General features: G+C 49.9%; 13 protein-coding genes. 8 read left to right on the forward strand and 5 right to left on the reverse strand.

Going from position 1 to position 15,597, the window contains the following annotated elements:
• Window positions 1-104: 104 nt before the first annotated feature.
• Together H6G50_RS11765 and H6G50_RS11770 are read left to right on the forward strand one after the other, a co-directional pair.
• The gene (locus tag H6G50_RS11765; RefSeq protein ID WP_190716391.1) at window positions 105-3,509 is read left to right on the forward strand and encodes a hybrid sensor histidine kinase/response regulator; all 3,405 of its coding nucleotides are present in this window, start codon (window positions 105-107) and stop codon (window positions 3,507-3,509) included.
• 433 nt (window positions 3,510-3,942) lie between these two features.
• Entirely contained in the window at window positions 3,943-4,419 is a 477-nt protein-coding gene (locus H6G50_RS11770) for a chemotaxis protein CheW (RefSeq protein WP_190716393.1), read from the forward strand.
• Here the strand turns inward: H6G50_RS11770 and H6G50_RS11775 are convergent.
• Window positions 4,416-5,306: a chemotaxis protein CheW gene (locus H6G50_RS11775; protein ID WP_190716395.1), complete on the reverse strand. Its 891-nt coding sequence runs from the start codon at window positions 5,304-5,306 to the stop codon at window positions 4,416-4,418. The two genes, H6G50_RS11770 and H6G50_RS11775, sit on opposite strands and share 4 nt — an antisense overlap.
• Window positions 5,307-5,527: 221 nt before the next feature.
• Between H6G50_RS11775 and H6G50_RS11780 the strand changes: the two genes are divergently transcribed.
• The gene (locus H6G50_RS11780) at window positions 5,528-6,022 is read left to right on the forward strand and encodes a hypothetical protein (protein ID WP_190716397.1); all 495 of its coding nucleotides are present in this window, start codon (window positions 5,528-5,530) and stop codon (window positions 6,020-6,022) included.
• A 119-nt stretch (window positions 6,023-6,141) separates the two neighbouring features.
• Here H6G50_RS11780 and H6G50_RS11785 read toward each other — a convergent pair whose 3' ends face one another.
• Both H6G50_RS11785 and H6G50_RS11790 read right to left on the reverse strand, forming a co-directional pair.
• A complete protein-coding gene (locus H6G50_RS11785; protein WP_190716399.1) occupies window positions 6,142-6,564 on the reverse strand; it encodes a hypothetical protein in 423 nt (140 codons plus the stop codon).
• 20 nt (window positions 6,565-6,584) lie between these two features.
• Window positions 6,585-6,911: a hypothetical protein gene (locus H6G50_RS11790; protein ID WP_190716401.1), complete on the reverse strand. Its 327-nt coding sequence runs from the start codon at window positions 6,909-6,911 to the stop codon at window positions 6,585-6,587.
• A 179-nt stretch (window positions 6,912-7,090) separates the two neighbouring features.
• Between H6G50_RS11790 and H6G50_RS11795 the strand changes: the two genes are divergently transcribed.
• A complete protein-coding gene (locus H6G50_RS11795; RefSeq protein WP_190716403.1) occupies window positions 7,091-7,879 on the forward strand; it encodes a DUF3153 domain-containing protein in 789 nt (262 codons plus the stop codon).
• Between the two features lie 134 nt (window positions 7,880-8,013).
• Here the strand turns inward: H6G50_RS11795 and H6G50_RS11800 are convergent, their stop codons facing one another.
• A complete protein-coding gene (locus H6G50_RS11800; RefSeq protein WP_190716405.1) occupies window positions 8,014-9,279 on the reverse strand; it encodes a DUF4912 domain-containing protein in 1,266 nt (421 codons plus the stop codon).
• A gap of 462 nt (window positions 9,280-9,741) precedes the next feature.
• A complete protein-coding gene (locus tag H6G50_RS11805; protein WP_199302837.1) occupies window positions 9,742-10,701 on the reverse strand; it encodes an undecaprenyl-diphosphate phosphatase in 960 nt (319 codons plus the stop codon).
• A 337-nt stretch (window positions 10,702-11,038) separates the two neighbouring features.
• On the opposite strand from H6G50_RS11805, the gene H6G50_RS11810 reads away from it, so the two are divergent.
• From H6G50_RS11810 to H6G50_RS11825, 4 genes are all read left to right on the forward strand, one after another.
• Window positions 11,039-11,770 carry a DUF3120 domain-containing protein gene (locus H6G50_RS11810; RefSeq protein ID WP_347239924.1) on the forward strand — a complete coding sequence of 244 codons (732 nt, stop codon included), beginning with the start codon at window positions 11,039-11,041 and terminating at the stop codon, window positions 11,768-11,770.
• 153 nt (window positions 11,771-11,923) lie between these two features.
• Window positions 11,924-12,925 (forward strand): adenylate/guanylate cyclase domain-containing protein, encoded by a 1,002-nt coding sequence (locus H6G50_RS11815; protein WP_190716409.1) that lies wholly within the window; start codon window positions 11,924-11,926, stop codon window positions 12,923-12,925.
• 75 nt (window positions 12,926-13,000) lie between these two features.
• Complete coding sequence (locus H6G50_RS11820) at window positions 13,001-13,795, forward strand: ABC transporter ATP-binding protein (RefSeq protein ID WP_190716411.1); 795 nt, start codon at window positions 13,001-13,003, stop codon at window positions 13,793-13,795.
• 27 nt (window positions 13,796-13,822) lie between these two features.
• Entirely contained in the window at window positions 13,823-15,361 is a 1,539-nt protein-coding gene (locus tag H6G50_RS11825) for an MlaD family protein (RefSeq protein ID WP_190716413.1), read from the forward strand.
• Window positions 15,362-15,597: the final 236 nt, after the last annotated feature.

The following is a 15,597-nucleotide window of genomic DNA, read 5'->3' on the forward strand; positions in this document are numbered from 1 at the left end:
CCTCGCATTTTCCCCCTTTAGTAAGGGGGGTTAGGGGGGATCGGGAGAGGGGCCGGGGGTGAGGGAAATCAAGACTTTTGGATAATGCACATCAGACGTGAATAATGAACAGCAATCTCGACTCGGAACGAATTCATGCTGACTTCCTCAACGAAGCTCAAGAACTTTTGCAGAGTATCGAGCAAGAACTCTTGAGCTTAAGAGAAGAAAAAACGCCCGCGAAAGTGCATAACTTAATGCGAGCGGCTCATACGTTAAAAGGCTCTTCGGCTAGCGTTGGGTTCCATAACTTAAGCCAGATCGCTCACGGCTTGGAAGGTATTTTTAAATCTTTGTATAATCCTAATTTAAAGATTGATGAAAAATTAGATACATTACTCTTTCAAGCTTACGAATGCCTGCGGTTGGCGGTGACAGAAATGACCGCGCAAGTCCAAGAAAACGACCTTGACGTTCTGAATCGAGCCGCGTCAACCTTAGCCGAAGTTCAGCTTGAATTGGGCGAGGATTATAATCCCGATGCCGCAATTCCCTCCTCGGTAGAACTCGGCTTCGATGTGGTCGGTTCTATTTTTGAAGTGGGGGTCAAACAGCGTCTAGAGGAAGTTAAGGCGATATTAGAGGCGGGCGACGAGATCGCGCTGGCCCAAACCTTGCACGATTGCAACGAAATCTTTATTGGTTTGGCAGAATCGTTAAACCTGCCCGGTTTCGGCGCGATCGCAATAGCCATTAAAACGGCCTTAGAAACCCAACCCCAGCACATTCTCGAAATCGGTCGCATCGCCCTCGAAGATCTGGAAGCTGCCCATAAAGCAGTATTAGCGGGCGATCGCGAGCGTGGGGGCGAGCCGTCCGCCGCCTTAGAGCATCTAGCCGCCGGAATCGGGAAAGCGGACGACGAAGCGAGCAACGGCGAATTGCAGCCTTTTAGCCCCAACTCCAGCGAGACATCCGGCGATTCGACTCTCCCTCCCGTCCGGTTTCCGTTTGCTGGCGACTTTGAGGAAGACGAAACTGCTGATAACGACTCCTCAGAGGAAGAACCTCTAAGGGACTGGGAGACTGAGAAACCGAAACGATTGGAGCGGCGGAGCGAAAACAATTTTATCAACGGCGAAGTCGAGTCTTTTGAGTATGCTGAGAACGACTCTTTAGAGCGTATGTTTGGGAATTTCGACCCCGCCCTACTCTCGGAATTTACGCCAGTCGCAGAAAACCTCGATACTTCGGAGTTCGACTTTGCTGACAAGGGGCGCACAGAAGACAAAATAGAGATTTCCCAAACCGATGCGCCCTTGCAAGTCGCCGAAGAAGAATTCGACGAATTGCTGTTGGCAACCTCCGACGACGAGCCAACGGTCATCGCCTCCTTCGCAGAAATGACGAAATATCAAACGTTGCTTTCCTCGGAGGAAAAATCGAGTCTGTTGCGCCCGCAAACGGTGCGCGTTGAAATCGAGCGCCTAGAACGTTTGAACTTTCAAGCCAGCGAACTCTTGGTCAATCAGAACCGACAAACCGATCGCAACGAACGCCTGCTCGCAGCAGTTCAGGAATTGCGATCGCGTTTGAGCAAACACGCCGCCACCCTAGGGCAACTTCAGACCTGGGGCGCAATGGTCGCCGATAGTTCGCACCCGCACGGGATACCGTCGATGGAAGTTAAGGCAAGTCCGTGGGGGACAGCCGAGATGGACTTCGACACGCTCGAATTCGATCGCTACAGCGAACTGCAAGTTCTGTTGCAGTCGGTGAGCGAAGAAATGGTACAGATCGAGGAAGTGTTGGAAGTGTTCGATCTCTATGCCAGCCAATCCGGGCAAATCTTAGACAAGCAACAACGCCTGCTTGAGGCCGCGCGCGACGACCTGACGCAATCGCGAATGCAGCAACTCGGCGAAATCCTCAGCCGGATCGAGCGCGTCTTGCAACAGTTATCCTTGGTGTATCACAAATCGGTCGAGTTTAAGATTACTGGCGAGCGCGTCCTCGTTGATAAGGCGATCGCGCAACAACTTTACGACCCCTTGTTGCACTTAGTCCGCAATGCCTTTGCCCACGGGATCGAACCGCCGGAAGTGCGCCGTTCGCTGGGCAAATCGCCCCAAGGTCAGATTGACATTCGCGCCTACACGCGAGGCAATCACTCTTTTATTGAAGTCTGCGACGACGGGCAGGGGATAGATTTCGAGCGCATTCGGGAGCGCGCGATCGAGCGAAACTCGGTATCTTTAGAGGAAGCCGCAGCACTGACGCAAGACCAGTTGCTCGAGTTTATCTTTGAACCGGGATTTTCGACCGCGCGCCAAGCTAACGACTTATTCGGTCGTGGGGTGGGTTTAGATGTGGTGCGATCGAACTTAGAAGCAATCCGCGCGACGCTTTCGGTTAGCTCGCAATGGCATCGAGGTACTTGCTTTTCGATACGCCTGCCGCTCACCCTCAGCGTTGCCAAACTGTTAGTCTGTCAGGTCGGAGATTTAGTTTATGCTTTACCCTCCGATAATATCGAGCAGATCGTCTTGTTGCAAGCGCAACGGATTAAACGCTTGGGCGACCAGCGGATGATGCAATGGCAGCAGCCCCCCTCCCCGCACCTCCAAGACTCAACCGGCGGCGTTCGTGCCGTTCCCATTCATCGTTTAGCCGATTTGCTCGCTTACCGCGCGGGGTTTATCGATTGGTCTGGGGGCAACAGTCCGCAGCCCGCTCAGACAGAAGCAGGACACGATCGCCGGATGGTCATGTTACTGCGAACTCCCAACGGTTTGGTAGGGATTGAAGTCGATCGCGTCCTCGGCGAGCAAGAATTGGCAATCCGGCCCCTCGGCAATGCTATCTCGCCCCCCAGCTATGTAGATGGTTGTACGATTTTGGGGAACAGTCGCTTAGCGCTCGCGATCGATTTGGTTGAATTAGTCGCGATCGCACTCGGTCAGTCGCTCCCTGAAACGCTGGAAATGTCGGCGCGCGAGGCGAACGGGAAGCGCGATCGCTTGGCTCTTATCCCCGATACCGCGAGACTTCCCGCTTCTTCCCCCGTTCCAGCGCCAGCCAGTCATCCCCTAGCCGAGATTGAGGTTACTGCTGAGGAGGAAATCGACCCACCGTTACGGCAACTGCCCGCAACACATCGTTGCATTCTGGTCGTAGACGATTCGATTACGCTGCGGCAAAACGTGAAGAGAACCCTAGAACGGTCGAATTATCGCGTGCTGCAAGCCAAAGATGGATTTGATGCTCTCGAACGCCTGCACCAACATCCGGATATTTCTTTGATTATTTGCGACTTGGAAATGCCGAATATGAATGGTTTGGAGTTTTTGAATGCTTACCGCCAGAATCCAGCCGCGTGCCACATTCCTGTCGTGATTTTGACCTCTCGGCAAGGTGAGAAACATCGTCAGTTAGCGCTGGGTTTAGGAGCTTCGGCTTATCTGACAAAACCGTATTTAGAGCGCGATCTCTTGACAACAGTGAGGAAATATGTACAGGAGCCAGCTTAACGATCTCGGTTGAAGACCTTTTTGTATTTTGAGTGGCGACGAGTTAGCTTGACATCCTCACCGCCCTAAAAGTGCGGTGATTCCTAAACCTCACGATTCAGGTTTCTGCTTCATTGCAACTGCCTCCACCCGCAAGGAGTTTTATGGTCTTACGTTCGCTCCACAGACTATCCCCGCTAGCCCAGCGGTTCTTAGGTGTCGAAATTCCGAAAAGAATTTCTATGTTTTTGGTTGATTCGAGGGATAGCTCTACCCATTGCCCCGTCCTCTTTTCCCGGTCTACCGATTTTTCTTCCCCGTTGCGAAGTTTCGCAAGCTTTGGTGTTAGGGTTTATGTCTCCATCGTCGCGGGTGGGTCATTGACCAACACGATTCTACCAAAAATTAATGTAAAGCCGTGCTTCTAGCACGGGGTTTCAAACCCATTTTTCTGATGACACAATTCCCCATTTCCCAGACCCAAGGTATCGAACCGGCGACCCATAAAGCGATTTTGTTTAAAGCCAACCGCTACTGGTTCGCCTTGCCAATGGTCGCAGTTCTCAAAGTCGTCAACTTTCCGCAGGAATTGCGGACAGTGTTGAATGAAGTTGGTTTTGTGAGTTTGGGCGATCGCGCGATCTCTTTGCTCGACTTAGAGCAAAGCCTCGACAGCACTAACCGACGACACGCCAAACAAGGGCGTTTTTTGATTATCGTGCAACTGTCTGCCCAACAACTGTGTGCGATTCCCGTCGATACGCCACCGACGCTGGGCGAGATCGATTTGGCTAACGTCCGTCAACTGCAAGTACGCGCTACAACGCCACCGTTAAATTTAACCAGTCATATTGCGCCAATGCGATCGGAAGACTCTTTCTTAGAAGTCTTTTTGCTGGATCTCGATAAGCTCGCCCAACTTTTGCACTAGCCCAGATTTCCTAGCTGCTTTGCCCCCCAGAGGACAGCGCGAGCATCAAGGACAATCGCGTTAGATTCTGTTAAATAACCGCGCGTAAAGGGTAGCAATTGCCGATCGAACAGTCCTGCCCTCGCCGGTTCGATTTGTTGTAAATCGTGCTTTTCGATATCTTTGATTTGCTCGACGAGCAAGCCGAGAACCTGCCCTTCCACCGAAAGCGCGATCGCGCTACTCCTACCGCCCCGAAAGCTACTGCCACTGCGATTGTCGCTATCGGAAAATTCTCTCGATTCCAACCCGAGCAAGCGCTTGAGATCGACCATCCACAGCATTTCCCCGCGCCAATTGTAGGCTCCCAAGATGCGATCGCTCGTATGAGGAACCGGCAATACCTCGCTCGCGGAAACTTGCAGCACTTCCTTAATGCAGGCAATCGGCAACAAAGCAGCATCTTGAGGGCTGAGATGAAAGCGTAGAAACTCTTCTGTCGCTATTTTCGGCGCGATCGCGCCCCCATTTTCTGGCGAGGACGGAAACACGAGATTCGACTCCAGCCAAGCCGATAGCGATTGAGTCACTGCTACGGAATGCAGATTGACAACTTCTACCCAATCTGCATCTGGCTCGGTGTAACGATAAGCCCAAATTTCCACGGTTGCGATTCCTTCCGGCTCGAGCCTGTTCATTGCTTTCGCAATCCACTCTACTAATTCCGAGCGTTCGGGTAGCGTATGGGATTCCAGGACAATCCCCAAACGATCTCTTTCGCGTTCGACCCGCACTGCAATCTCGCGATCGCGGAGTTTGCGTTCGAGCAGCGCTGCTAGCGTAACCGGATCGCCCTGCTTAGCAAGTCTCAGGATTTTTTCGCGCGCTGACTCTCTCATTTGACTCATAAGATTTTTAGAGCAGTCGATTGATTAGCTCTAACTTCATTGTGACATACTCGACTGCCGCAAAGCTTATGGATTCGGGCGAGATTCGCGACATCCCTGCGGGCGCGCGTCGGAATTTCCCTCAAACGAGCAATCCCTCGGATTCGCTACACTAAGATTAATTTTCCGCTCGTAATTCTCCCTCTAAGCGCCATTTCTTCTTAAATCTTTCCGCAAAACCCATGAGCTATCTTCCCCACGATTGCGAACTTTTAACCGAACAAGGGACTTACCCCTGTCCCATCTGTCGCTGCGGCAGCATTTCCACTCTCTCGCTGATGGAAGCCATGAGTTGCAGCTTTTGCCATCACATCTTTAGTACCGACTTCGCCCAACAGTCGATTGCCATTGCCGATAGTCCGATGGCTTTTTCTTGGCGCTGGAATGGGAAAGGATGGAAAAGTCTGCGCGGGACTCGGACTGAATTCGGCTGGGACGCGCTCATTATCGCCTTTGTTTTTGTTCTTCTCCCCCCCTTTGTGGTGGGTTTCGCCGCTTATTTGTTCCCTCCCCTACCCGGAACCCCAGGAGCTTGGTTCCCCATTGCTTGGACAATCGTCGTCTTTTTCGTACATCTTGCCTGTGTTATTTGGCTGACGGTGGAATATTACCAATTTCCTATCAACCTTTATGCTCGCGCGATCGGCCGTCGTTGGTTGGGACGCTTATCTAATTGATAATGGATAATGGATAATGGATAACGAAGAAGGGATCATTGATAAAGAAGAATTGAAAGTCGAGCGTTAAAATGATTTTGTGAGTTAGAACGCTGGGCGACAAACTTTAATTTTTAATTTTAATCAGCGTTGCTGCCTCGAGAGCCAAAATAAAAACCGAGAGCAGTTCCAATTAAGCCGGTTTGAGCCGTAAGAATAAAAGTAATTAAATCTTTAACGAGGGTTGTATTTTTATCGAAAGTTGCTGCCTTGCGTTCGTCAATAAAACCCGACATAATGGTTAAAGTAATAACGGCGGCGAAGCTTGCAGCAACCGTTCCCGCTAGGATTCTAATTAAAAAAGTTGCCAGTTGCGATCGCGTTGTTTCTTGCCGTTCCTCTAATTTGATATTTGTATCCACCATAGAAGGCAACAAATTTTTGATATCGGCTTCTCGATTTTGAGCTACCAGAGTCGCCGCTCTAGGGAGAGAAATCTCTGTAAGTGGTTTTTCCTCAATAAGGTTAGCAGGAATAGGCGGTTGTTCTGATTCTAAGGGCATTACTGCTATGGCTAGATTGATTATTTAAAAACGATTTCGCCGACGGTATTGTCTTTGCGATGTACTAAAAGCTTGCCCCCTTGTCTTTGGGTAATATCGTAAATATAAGCAGCCGTAGCTACCGCTTTCTTTAATGCTAGTTCCGGACTCATTCCTTGTCGCTCCGCCAACCAAGCTATGAGGTTGAGAACTTCGCGATCGACTTCAACAGTAACACGAACGCGATCGCTACCCGGAGCAGGCGCACTTTCGATCGCTCCTTGCGAAACGCTATAAATATGGGAGCGGGAGACATCTGCTTCATCAGAAAACATACCCGTATTATCTGGCAGAGGAGGTTGAACCATTGCAACTTCGCCTAAAGGATAGGTCTATTCGTAGTATAGCCGCAGACGTTCGCTCGTTCCGAAAAATCGCTCCCAGGACAGCCCCCTTCATTAAAATTTCTTGAAAAATCCCTCCTTTAGCAGTGGGAATGCACGCACGAGGATGCACAATGGGGATATTCCTCAAGGAGTTTCTGGCTATGACTGTCCGTTACCCGCGCCGTCGCTGGCGGTTTTCCCCGGCTCGCTTGTTCTTCTTTGCCTTCATCGCTTTCTCAGCACTCTTTTTATCGGGCTGCGTGCGCTACGATGTCGGTATTAATTTTAAGGGGCAATTTCAGGGCGCGATCGTACAACACATCCGACTCAGCGAACAACTCGCCAGCTTCAATCAATTAGAAGCACAAAAATGGTTGAAATCCTTTGACAGTCGCGCCAGCAAGCTTCAAGGCAAAACGCAACATCTTTCCGATCGCGAAATTCTCGTTACCATTCCCTTTGCCAACGGCGATGAACTCGTCGAAAAATTTAATCAGTTTTTTAATCCAACTCAACAACCCGTCACTGCTAAAGCCGAAAATAACAGCAGCCTCAGCCCCATTCCCGTTCAATCCCAACTGTACCTCAAACAAAGAAATTGGGTGCTATTCGAGCGAGAAAGAATTCAATTAACAGTCGATTTACGCGGGCTGGGTGTAACCTCTGAGGAAGGACCGTTAATTGTCAGTCCGGATTCGTTAGTTAACTTAGAACTGGCACTGAATACGCCTTGGGGCGCGAAAAATGTGACTCATGAAGAAGTCGGTATCGCCCCTCCCGCTCGCACCGAAGGAACCCAATTAATCTGGCAATTACAACCGGGACAAGTCAATCTTTTAGATGCAATATTTTGGGTTCCCAGCTATTTGGCGTGGGGAGCGATCGCGATCGCGCTTTTGGTTTCCTTTGGATATTTCCTTAAGTACAAACGCATTCCGCTCCTTCCCTAAGAACAACAGTCTATGAGCAAAATTTTGAAAAGATTTTGGAAGTAGCTTGCGATTTCTCAAACCATTGCTTGAAATTAAGAAACCCCCAACTTAATTGTTGGGGGCTTTCAGTTATATAGGGAGAGATTGAAAATCTACAGCCATTCGAGAACGGCTTCTTCCTTCGTATTGGTATTGCGAGAAGGCGTTTCGCGCTCGAACTTCATATGAACCGATCGCGTTTGTTCGCCGTCCGCCGCAACCGCCATAATCGGATAATCGATTAAGCCATCTTGGAAAGACATTTGGAAGCGGAACGTTCCATCCGGATTCAACTTAATCGGTTGTCCGCCAATCGTCACCGTTGCATCCGGTTCGGTTGCGCCGTAAACAATCAGTTCTGCATCCGCTACCAGCCAGAACTGGCGAGGGCGAATCGGAGGGGCAGAAGCGGAGAAACCCGCGCCAGACATCGTGTAGCCCGCACCAGACATTGTGTAGCCCGCGCCCATACCAACGCCAGACATCGTTTGTAGCGAAGCCGACCACATTCCCGCACTCTCAGCAAGAACGTATGAACTCATCACTGAACCCGCGACGTGCTGCATGGAACCAAACAGCGAACCCGCGACGCGCTGAGCTTCGGAAGATTCTGCCATGCCGAAAATTTGGTCGTAAATGGCATTACCCGTTTCCATTCCGGCTGATGCTGCCATCGATGCGCGCTTGCTGGGAGGAACGAGGTTATAAACCGTTTTGCCTTCTAGGTTTTCTTCCCAGTTGACCGTTACGAAGACATCTTCAATCCAGTCGGAAGGATAGACGGGCGGGATGCGAACCGTGGCAGAGCGCGCCAGAATCAACCAACGACCGTCAGAACAACGATAGCCGATCTCAGCGACATAATCGCGATCGCTGACGGGGATCGGGAGATACCATTCTTGGGCGAGTTCGTCGCAAGGATACTCCTGAATGCTATGAGGCGCTTTGTAGCCTAAATCCACATCGGTAGCATCATAAACTCGAAGCGCCAACTGCTGACCACCTTGACGGCGCAGGTCTTCTTTATGCTCGTTGGGGACATCCCAATACGCATAAGCCCATTGAGGATCTCGGGGCATTAGGACAATGCGACTTTCTCCATATCCGCCCGGTAGATCGCCAAATCCTTCATCGACGGAAGCTAGGGTTCCACCCGTGGGATCGTCTTGACCGAGTTCAAATTTTGATGCTTCCACAGTTTCTTTTACCTCTAAGGGACGCGATGGACTGGTAGAAAATCTTTCTTTTTCAATAGATTGAATAGCGGCTAGCAATTGCGATTTCCGCATTCGGCTGTATCGAGAGATGTTGTATCTACTCGCGACTTTACGAAGTTGCCGTAAGGTCATTTCTTCAAGGGGTTGGCGTTCTTGAGCCATGATGGTCTATATCCGATTTAACTAAACGGCAAATATCTATGACCTAGTGTTAAGCGGACCATTCCCAGCGAACTTGGCAAATGTGCCTAACCTCTCAAAACGATCCAGCTTTTTCTCGGCTTTTAAAACTTCGGGATCGCTTTGGGATCGTTTTGTTAAGTCTATATAACAAAATGGATCGGCGATGCGTCAAGGGGTTTAGAAAAAGATTTTGCGAGATTTGACGAGTTTACGTGCGGGGGCGGGAGCATTATGTCAAGAATTCATGACATAAGCAGGGGGAATGGGGGATCGGCAGCGAGCAAGATCGATAGCTACTCGCGGATATAGCGCGACGCAACTCAGTTAAGAGATTCGGTAGTGCGAGCAACGCCCACCAGTCAAGACTTTTGGGCGTTTAGTAAAAGTCGATTTACGTTTCAAGTAGCGCTATCACTGATAACTGTTATTGCAGTTGGGTATTTAGTTAGGAATCCACTTCAAAGCGAGCGCGCTGAGGATCGCCAAACCAAAAGCTAAGCGATACCAAACAAACAGCCAGGTATTTTGGCGCTTGAGATATTCGATTAACCAAGCGATCGCAATGTAAGAAAAAAATGCGGACGACACCACCCCCATAATCAACGGATAAATATCCGCGAGCTTAATCCCCACATCCAGTACGTTTGTTTTTAGTTCGACTAACCCCGCGAGGGTAATGGCTGGAATCCCCAACAGAAAAGAGAATCGAGCGGCGCTGGAGCGTTCGAGATCGAGAAATAATCCCGCTGTAATTGTCGATCCCGATCGCGAAACGCCGGGGATCAATGCCAACGCCTGCGCCAATCCCATCAAAATCCCATCCAACGTCCTTAACCCTTCAAACCCTCGCTTGCGCTTGCCGAAGCGTTCCGCTAGTCCCAATAAAATTGCCATCCCAATCGATGCAATGGCGATCGCAGCCATACTGCGCAAAGGCGAGCGATCGAGATCCGGGACTAACTTTTTGAGCAAAAGCCCAAAGAATAAAATCGGGATCGTTCCCAGCAAAATTCCCACCGCGATGCGCAAATCGCTCGACTTATAATCCTTGTTAACCAAAGCCTTCCAAGTTCCACGCACTAATTGAGCCAAATCCGACCAGAAATAGCTCAATACTGCCGCAATACTCCCCAATTGAATGATTGCCGTGAACGCTACTCCGGGATCGCCCCAACCCAGAAAGACGGGGATCGCTTTCAAATGGGCGGTGCTGCTGATGGGTAAAAACTCGGTCAATCCTTGGATAAAGCCTAATACTATTGCTTGCCAGAGGTTATAATGAGCCGTCGGCGCAGGGGAGATCGCTTCGGGTGATGGAAGCGATTGAGCTAAAACTTGCGTTATTCCTGGAAAAGCGAGCGAAAAAAAAGCTCCAAGTAGGAACAGCGCCACAATACTCATTAATTTTCTCGTTAATCTGCTCATTCAAGCTGTAGGGGATAAAGTTTTAAACTCTAGGGTTAAAGTGTAACAACGGCTTCAAGATGGGTTTCCTGTTGCTCGTTGTAACGCTTTTATTCCTGAATGTCTATCTAGAACAGGAAGTTCGGTAGGGGCTAATCTTCTGCCCTCTCATATTTGTAATTTGTAAGTTTTAAATTTTAATTAAGTTAACTGGGTTGCCCCATCGTCCCATCGCTTCGTCACCTCTGAGTTCTAGAAATTGCGATCTCTCGAACGATATGCGAAGATAAGTAAAGTTTTTTAAACACTTATTAAATAAATTCAAGTTCGCGCCGTGCAATCCCCCTCTAGTTCTCCCCTAAACCCCCGTCTTCCTTGGTTGAATGTATCGGAACTCGCACCGATCGCTCCGGTTCCTGCCCTCTGTCCTCCCAAACTTTGGCATATTTTTGCGGCGGCCGCTTTCTTAGTTTCCATTCCAGTCTTCTTCCAAGCGTCGTTGGTGCGACAGCAACCCCTGCTGAGTTTGCTGTTGAGTGCGATGTGGGTTGCCTTGGGCTGGAAGTTGCGCCAGCGCCCGAAATTCGAGGTTTGGGGCGATCTGCTGCTCGGTTTTAGCTGGAGTTGGCTGGCTGGCTCGATTTATTGGGGTTGGTGGCGCTGGGAACCCTTGTATCACCTCCCGATTGAGTCCATTGGCATTCCTTTTGCTCTGTGGGGGATGCGACGCAAAGGGTATGCGGTTGGCTCTTTATTTTATTTGGGATCGCTGTTCGGCACGGCAATTGGTGACTTATATTTTTACTTAACCGATTTAATCCCTTACTGGCGGCAAGTGATGGAAGTGTCTCCGAGTCTTGCTCCTGTCATCTTGCAAAATGCCTTAACTCGAGTCCAAACACCTTGGGGAATTGGCTGTGCGATCGCGTTGGGAAGTCTTTTAACCCTCGTTGGGATCGCAGCGCTGCAAAAGCGGCAGGCTTCGAGTTGGGCTTTTGGGGGTGCAGTATTGAGTACAATTGTGGTTGAAGGACTTTTTGCTTTAGCAGCCGCTTTCGCTTTATAAGCAGTTCTTAGAACGAGTGGCGGGCAGAGAGAAATTAATTTTTTTTTAAAAGTTTGCCGCTTTCAGTAGAAATGCGCGCTTGCCACATCTTATGGGAATCGCTACTCTAGAGCAACATTCCTTAGTCAGCAGTCTACTGCCTATCGCGTTGTGATGGCTCCGGGATCGACACCTTACTTAATTTTGCGCACGGTCAACGGAAATCGCTATCTTCCATTGGTTGGTAGTAACTGTTGGACAATCGGCCGCAGCAACGATAATAACTTCGTGATCACCGATCAGTGGATTTCGAGAAATCATTCAATGCTGCAATGCACGGAGACGGGAGAATTTTATTTGATCGATTTGGGCAGTCGGAATGGCACATTTGTCAACAGTCGGCGGGTGAATATTCCGGTAACACTGCGAGATGGCGATCGCGTCACCTTCGGACAAACGGAATTAGAATTTCACTGTCCGCCGCGCGATCGCCACAACGTCTCCTACGATCTCTCTATTAGCACCACCGACACTCTCACTTCCACCCTGCACGTCAGACGCTTGATGTCAGTGATGGTCGTTGATATCCGCAATTTCACGGGTTTAACGCTCCAACTCGACGAAAAAATCCTCTCGGAAACAATCGGGAACTGGTTTCGGCAAGCAGGAACGATTATTCGCGAGGGGGGAAGCTGGGTGGATAAGTATATTGGCGATGCGGTGATGGCGCTGTGGTTTCATGGCGAAACTGATATTACCAAACAAGAAGTGCTGCAAATTTTTCGCGCGATCGGCGATCTTCACAAAATGACAGCGGATTTGAGCAACCAGTATCCCCTACCCTTTCCCCTGCGAATCGGAGCGGGGATCAATACGGGGTATGCGATGGTGGGCAATACGGGCAGCGGCGATCGCCCAGATTATACCGCGATCGGCGATACAGTTAATGCAGCCTTTCGCCTCGAATCTTGTACTAAAACTTTAGGAGTGGATATTGCCCTCGGTCAATCCACCTACAATTACCTCGCTAGTATCGATCGCGCCCAAAAGCGCTTCAAACCAGCCACCGTCGAATTGAAAGGGTACGAACACCCCGTCGAAGCTTATGTCTCCACCTTCGAGGAACTCGATAATTTCCTTCTCGATGAATTTTTGTGGAACCATAACAATCAATAAATTGTTTCGGCAGACCGTAAGTTTATCGCCTCTCTCGTCCCAGTTAGGATTGAATGCAATCACACCCCCGAAGTAATGGTGAATCCCGAACCGTTAATCGAACTTAGAGGAATTCATAAATCCTTCGGGGAAAACACTATCCTCGATGGTGTCGATTTAACCATCTACGCAGGCGATGCTCTCGTGATTCTCGGGCCGTCAGGGACGGGAAAATCGACCATTCTGCGAATTATTGCAGGACTGTTAAACCCCGATCGCGGTGAAGTTTATATTAAGGGTCAACAGCGCGAAACCACCATCGAAGATAACCCCGATGACGCTGAGGTCGCTATTGGTATGGTTTTTCAACAAGCAGCCTTATTCGACTCGCTAACCGTGGGCGAGAACGTTGGGTTCTTGTTGTACCAACATTCTCGCTTACCCCGCGATCGCATTCGCGCCCTCGTCGAAGAAAAATTAGAAATGGTGGGTTTGGAGGGGACGAGTCAACTCTATCCCTCCGAACTTTCTGGTGGGATGCGCAAGCGCGTCAGTTTTGCCCGGGCGATTACTGCCGATCCCGACAATCCTAAGTTAAACCCAGAAGTGATTCTTTACGACGAACCCACTGCCGGTTTAGACCCGATCGCCTCTACGATTATCGAAGACTTAGTACGTCACTTACACGGTTCAAACCCGAGTTGCGGAACCTATGTTATGGTTTCTCACCAAGAAAGTACCATTCGCCGCACCGCCGATCGCGTCCTCTTTCTCTCCGAAGGAAAGGTGCGCTGGCAGGGTAGTATTGAAGAGATTGATTCTACCGACAATCCTTGGGTGCGACAGTTTTTTAGTGCCAGTATCGAGGGACCCATTCGTATAGTGAGTTAAATTAAAGTCGTCGCTCGAGGAGGAATAATGAGATCGCGGGCAGTACGAGAAGGATCGGTCGGACTATTAATCGTGGCGGGTTTAGCCCTGTTTGGCGGCGTAGCTTTTTGGCTGCAAGGTCTTCGCTTCGGCAGCAAAAGCTATCATATTGTCGTCGAATTTGCCGATGCAAAAGGGTTATCGGTGGGAACGCCCGTGCAATATCGAGGTGCAGAAGTGGGTAAAATTGTCAGCCTCACCCCGCGTACCAATGGCGTAGAAGCCAAGCTCGAAATCGAATCCAGCGATCTCCTGATTCCCAAAAACGCAATTGTGAAGGCAACTCAATCGGGATTTCTCAATCAAAGCGCGATCGAAATTACCCCCCTTGAAGCTATCGCCAGCGAAAATCTCAACCTCAAACCCTTCGGCGAAGAATGCGAAGCCTCGCCGATTCTCTGCAACAATCAGCGCTTGACCGGAAAAGCCGGTGCTTCGATTGACGATCTTCTCGATAGCACCGTCCGCCTCAGTCAAGCTTACGGTTCCCCCGAAGTGACCAATAACGTCAACAAACTGCTGAGTGCAGCTACCGCAACAGCCACCGACTTTGCCAAACTCAGCGCCGAATTTAGATTGTTATCGCGCTCCCTGCGCGGACAAATTGCACCTTTATCGAACAATGTCGCTCAAACCACGGACTCGCTAACAGCAACGGCTCGAGATATCTCTAGAAGCAGCGCGCGTCTCTCTAACACCGTTGATGCAACGGCAAATCGTCTCTCCAGCACCGTTGATGCGAGTGCCAATCAGATTACGCAAAACCTCAATAGGACAACTCAAAATTTTAATGTTCTCTCAGAAAATCTCAATCGTTTGGTTCGCGCTAATGAAAGCAACCTCAGCAGTACGCTTGCCAGTCTGAGAATGACTGGCAGCAGCGTGCAGGAGACTTTAACCGAACTCAAACCTGCAGTCCAAGGATTGAATACCGCCCTCAACCCGCAAGAAGTAGAAGGTTTAGTCCGAAATCTAAATGTGTTAGTTGCGAATGCCACCAAAGCTTCTAGCAATATTGATGCCCTCGTTGCGAATACTGCGGCCACCTCCGAAAATCTCCGCAGCTTAAGTGCGAGCTTGAACGACCCACTACTGCTACTCTCGCTTCAGCAAACCCTAACTTCGGCTCGGGAAACCTTTGAAAATGCTCGGAAGATTACCGCAGATCTCGACGAACTAACGGGGGATCCTGCTTTTCGCAATAACCTGCGCAACCTGGTTGACGGGCTGGGTAATTTAGTCTCTTCTACTCAGCAGTTAGAGCAGCAAATGCAGTTAGCGCAAGCGTTGGAAGCATCGCATCAAACGGTAGAGGTTCTAGCTGCGGATGCTCGCAACCAAGCCAGCGCGCCGGAAACTCCATCGACCTCAGAAAAAGTTAGTCCGACTGCGGCGACTGCTACTGAGACACCCAAACAACAACAAAAAAGTTTAACGCGATCGACGATTCGCACCGAGCCGACGCTGATTCCTTTAGAGAACCAGTCTCCCCAGCCTGAAGAAGAAGAAAGAAAGACATCGGACTGAAGCAAAAATTTTTGAGGTCAATGGCGAGCGATCGCGATTTCCGCAAGAAATGGAGAGATCGGGAGCGCTGCTGTCGAAAAATCCGCCATTGAGGGTTCGGTTTAACCCCCATTCCGCACGACAAAAAGTAGTCCTTCTGTGCGACAGGTGAGAGGGAGTAGGAGTCAAGTCCCCTGATGAGGGAAAATGAAATCATGGCACTGTAACTGATGGGCTTCTCAAAGATGAATTCCCCC

The organism is Oscillatoria sp. FACHB-1406, assembly GCF_014698145.1.
GTDB lineage: Bacteria > Cyanobacteriota > Cyanobacteriia > Cyanobacteriales > Spirulinaceae > FACHB-1406.

Excerpts from the sequence above, each read along its gene's own strand:
- H6G50_RS11795 (WP_190716403.1), top strand. The coding sequence starts at position 7,091 with ATGACTGTCCGTTACCCGCGCCGTCGCTGGCGGTTTTCCCCGGCTCGC.
- H6G50_RS11820 (WP_190716411.1), top strand. The coding sequence starts at position 13,001 with ATGGTGAATCCCGAACCGTTAATCGAACTTAGAGGAATTCATAAATCC.
- H6G50_RS11825 (WP_190716413.1), top strand. The coding sequence starts at position 13,823 with ATGAGATCGCGGGCAGTACGAGAAGGATCGGTCGGACTATTAATCGTG.
- H6G50_RS11765 (WP_190716391.1), top strand. The coding sequence starts at position 105 with ATGAACAGCAATCTCGACTCGGAACGAATTCATGCTGACTTCCTCAAC.
- H6G50_RS11800 (WP_190716405.1), bottom strand. The coding sequence starts at position 9,279 with ATGGCTCAAGAACGCCAACCCCTTGAAGAAATGACCTTACGGCAACTT.
- H6G50_RS11785 (WP_190716399.1), bottom strand. The coding sequence starts at position 6,564 with ATGCCCTTAGAATCAGAACAACCGCCTATTCCTGCTAACCTTATTGAG.
- H6G50_RS11775 (WP_190716395.1), bottom strand. The coding sequence starts at position 5,306 with ATGAGTCAAATGAGAGAGTCAGCGCGCGAAAAAATCCTGAGACTTGCT.
- H6G50_RS11770 (WP_190716393.1), top strand. The coding sequence starts at position 3,943 with ATGACACAATTCCCCATTTCCCAGACCCAAGGTATCGAACCGGCGACC.
- H6G50_RS11790 (WP_190716401.1), bottom strand. The coding sequence starts at position 6,911 with ATGGTTCAACCTCCTCTGCCAGATAATACGGGTATGTTTTCTGATGAA.
- H6G50_RS11780 (WP_190716397.1), top strand. The coding sequence starts at position 5,528 with ATGAGCTATCTTCCCCACGATTGCGAACTTTTAACCGAACAAGGGACT.
- H6G50_RS11805 (WP_199302837.1), bottom strand. The coding sequence starts at position 10,701 with ATGAGTATTGTGGCGCTGTTCCTACTTGGAGCTTTTTTTTCGCTCGCT.
- H6G50_RS11815 (WP_190716409.1), top strand. The coding sequence starts at position 11,924 with ATGGCTCCGGGATCGACACCTTACTTAATTTTGCGCACGGTCAACGGA.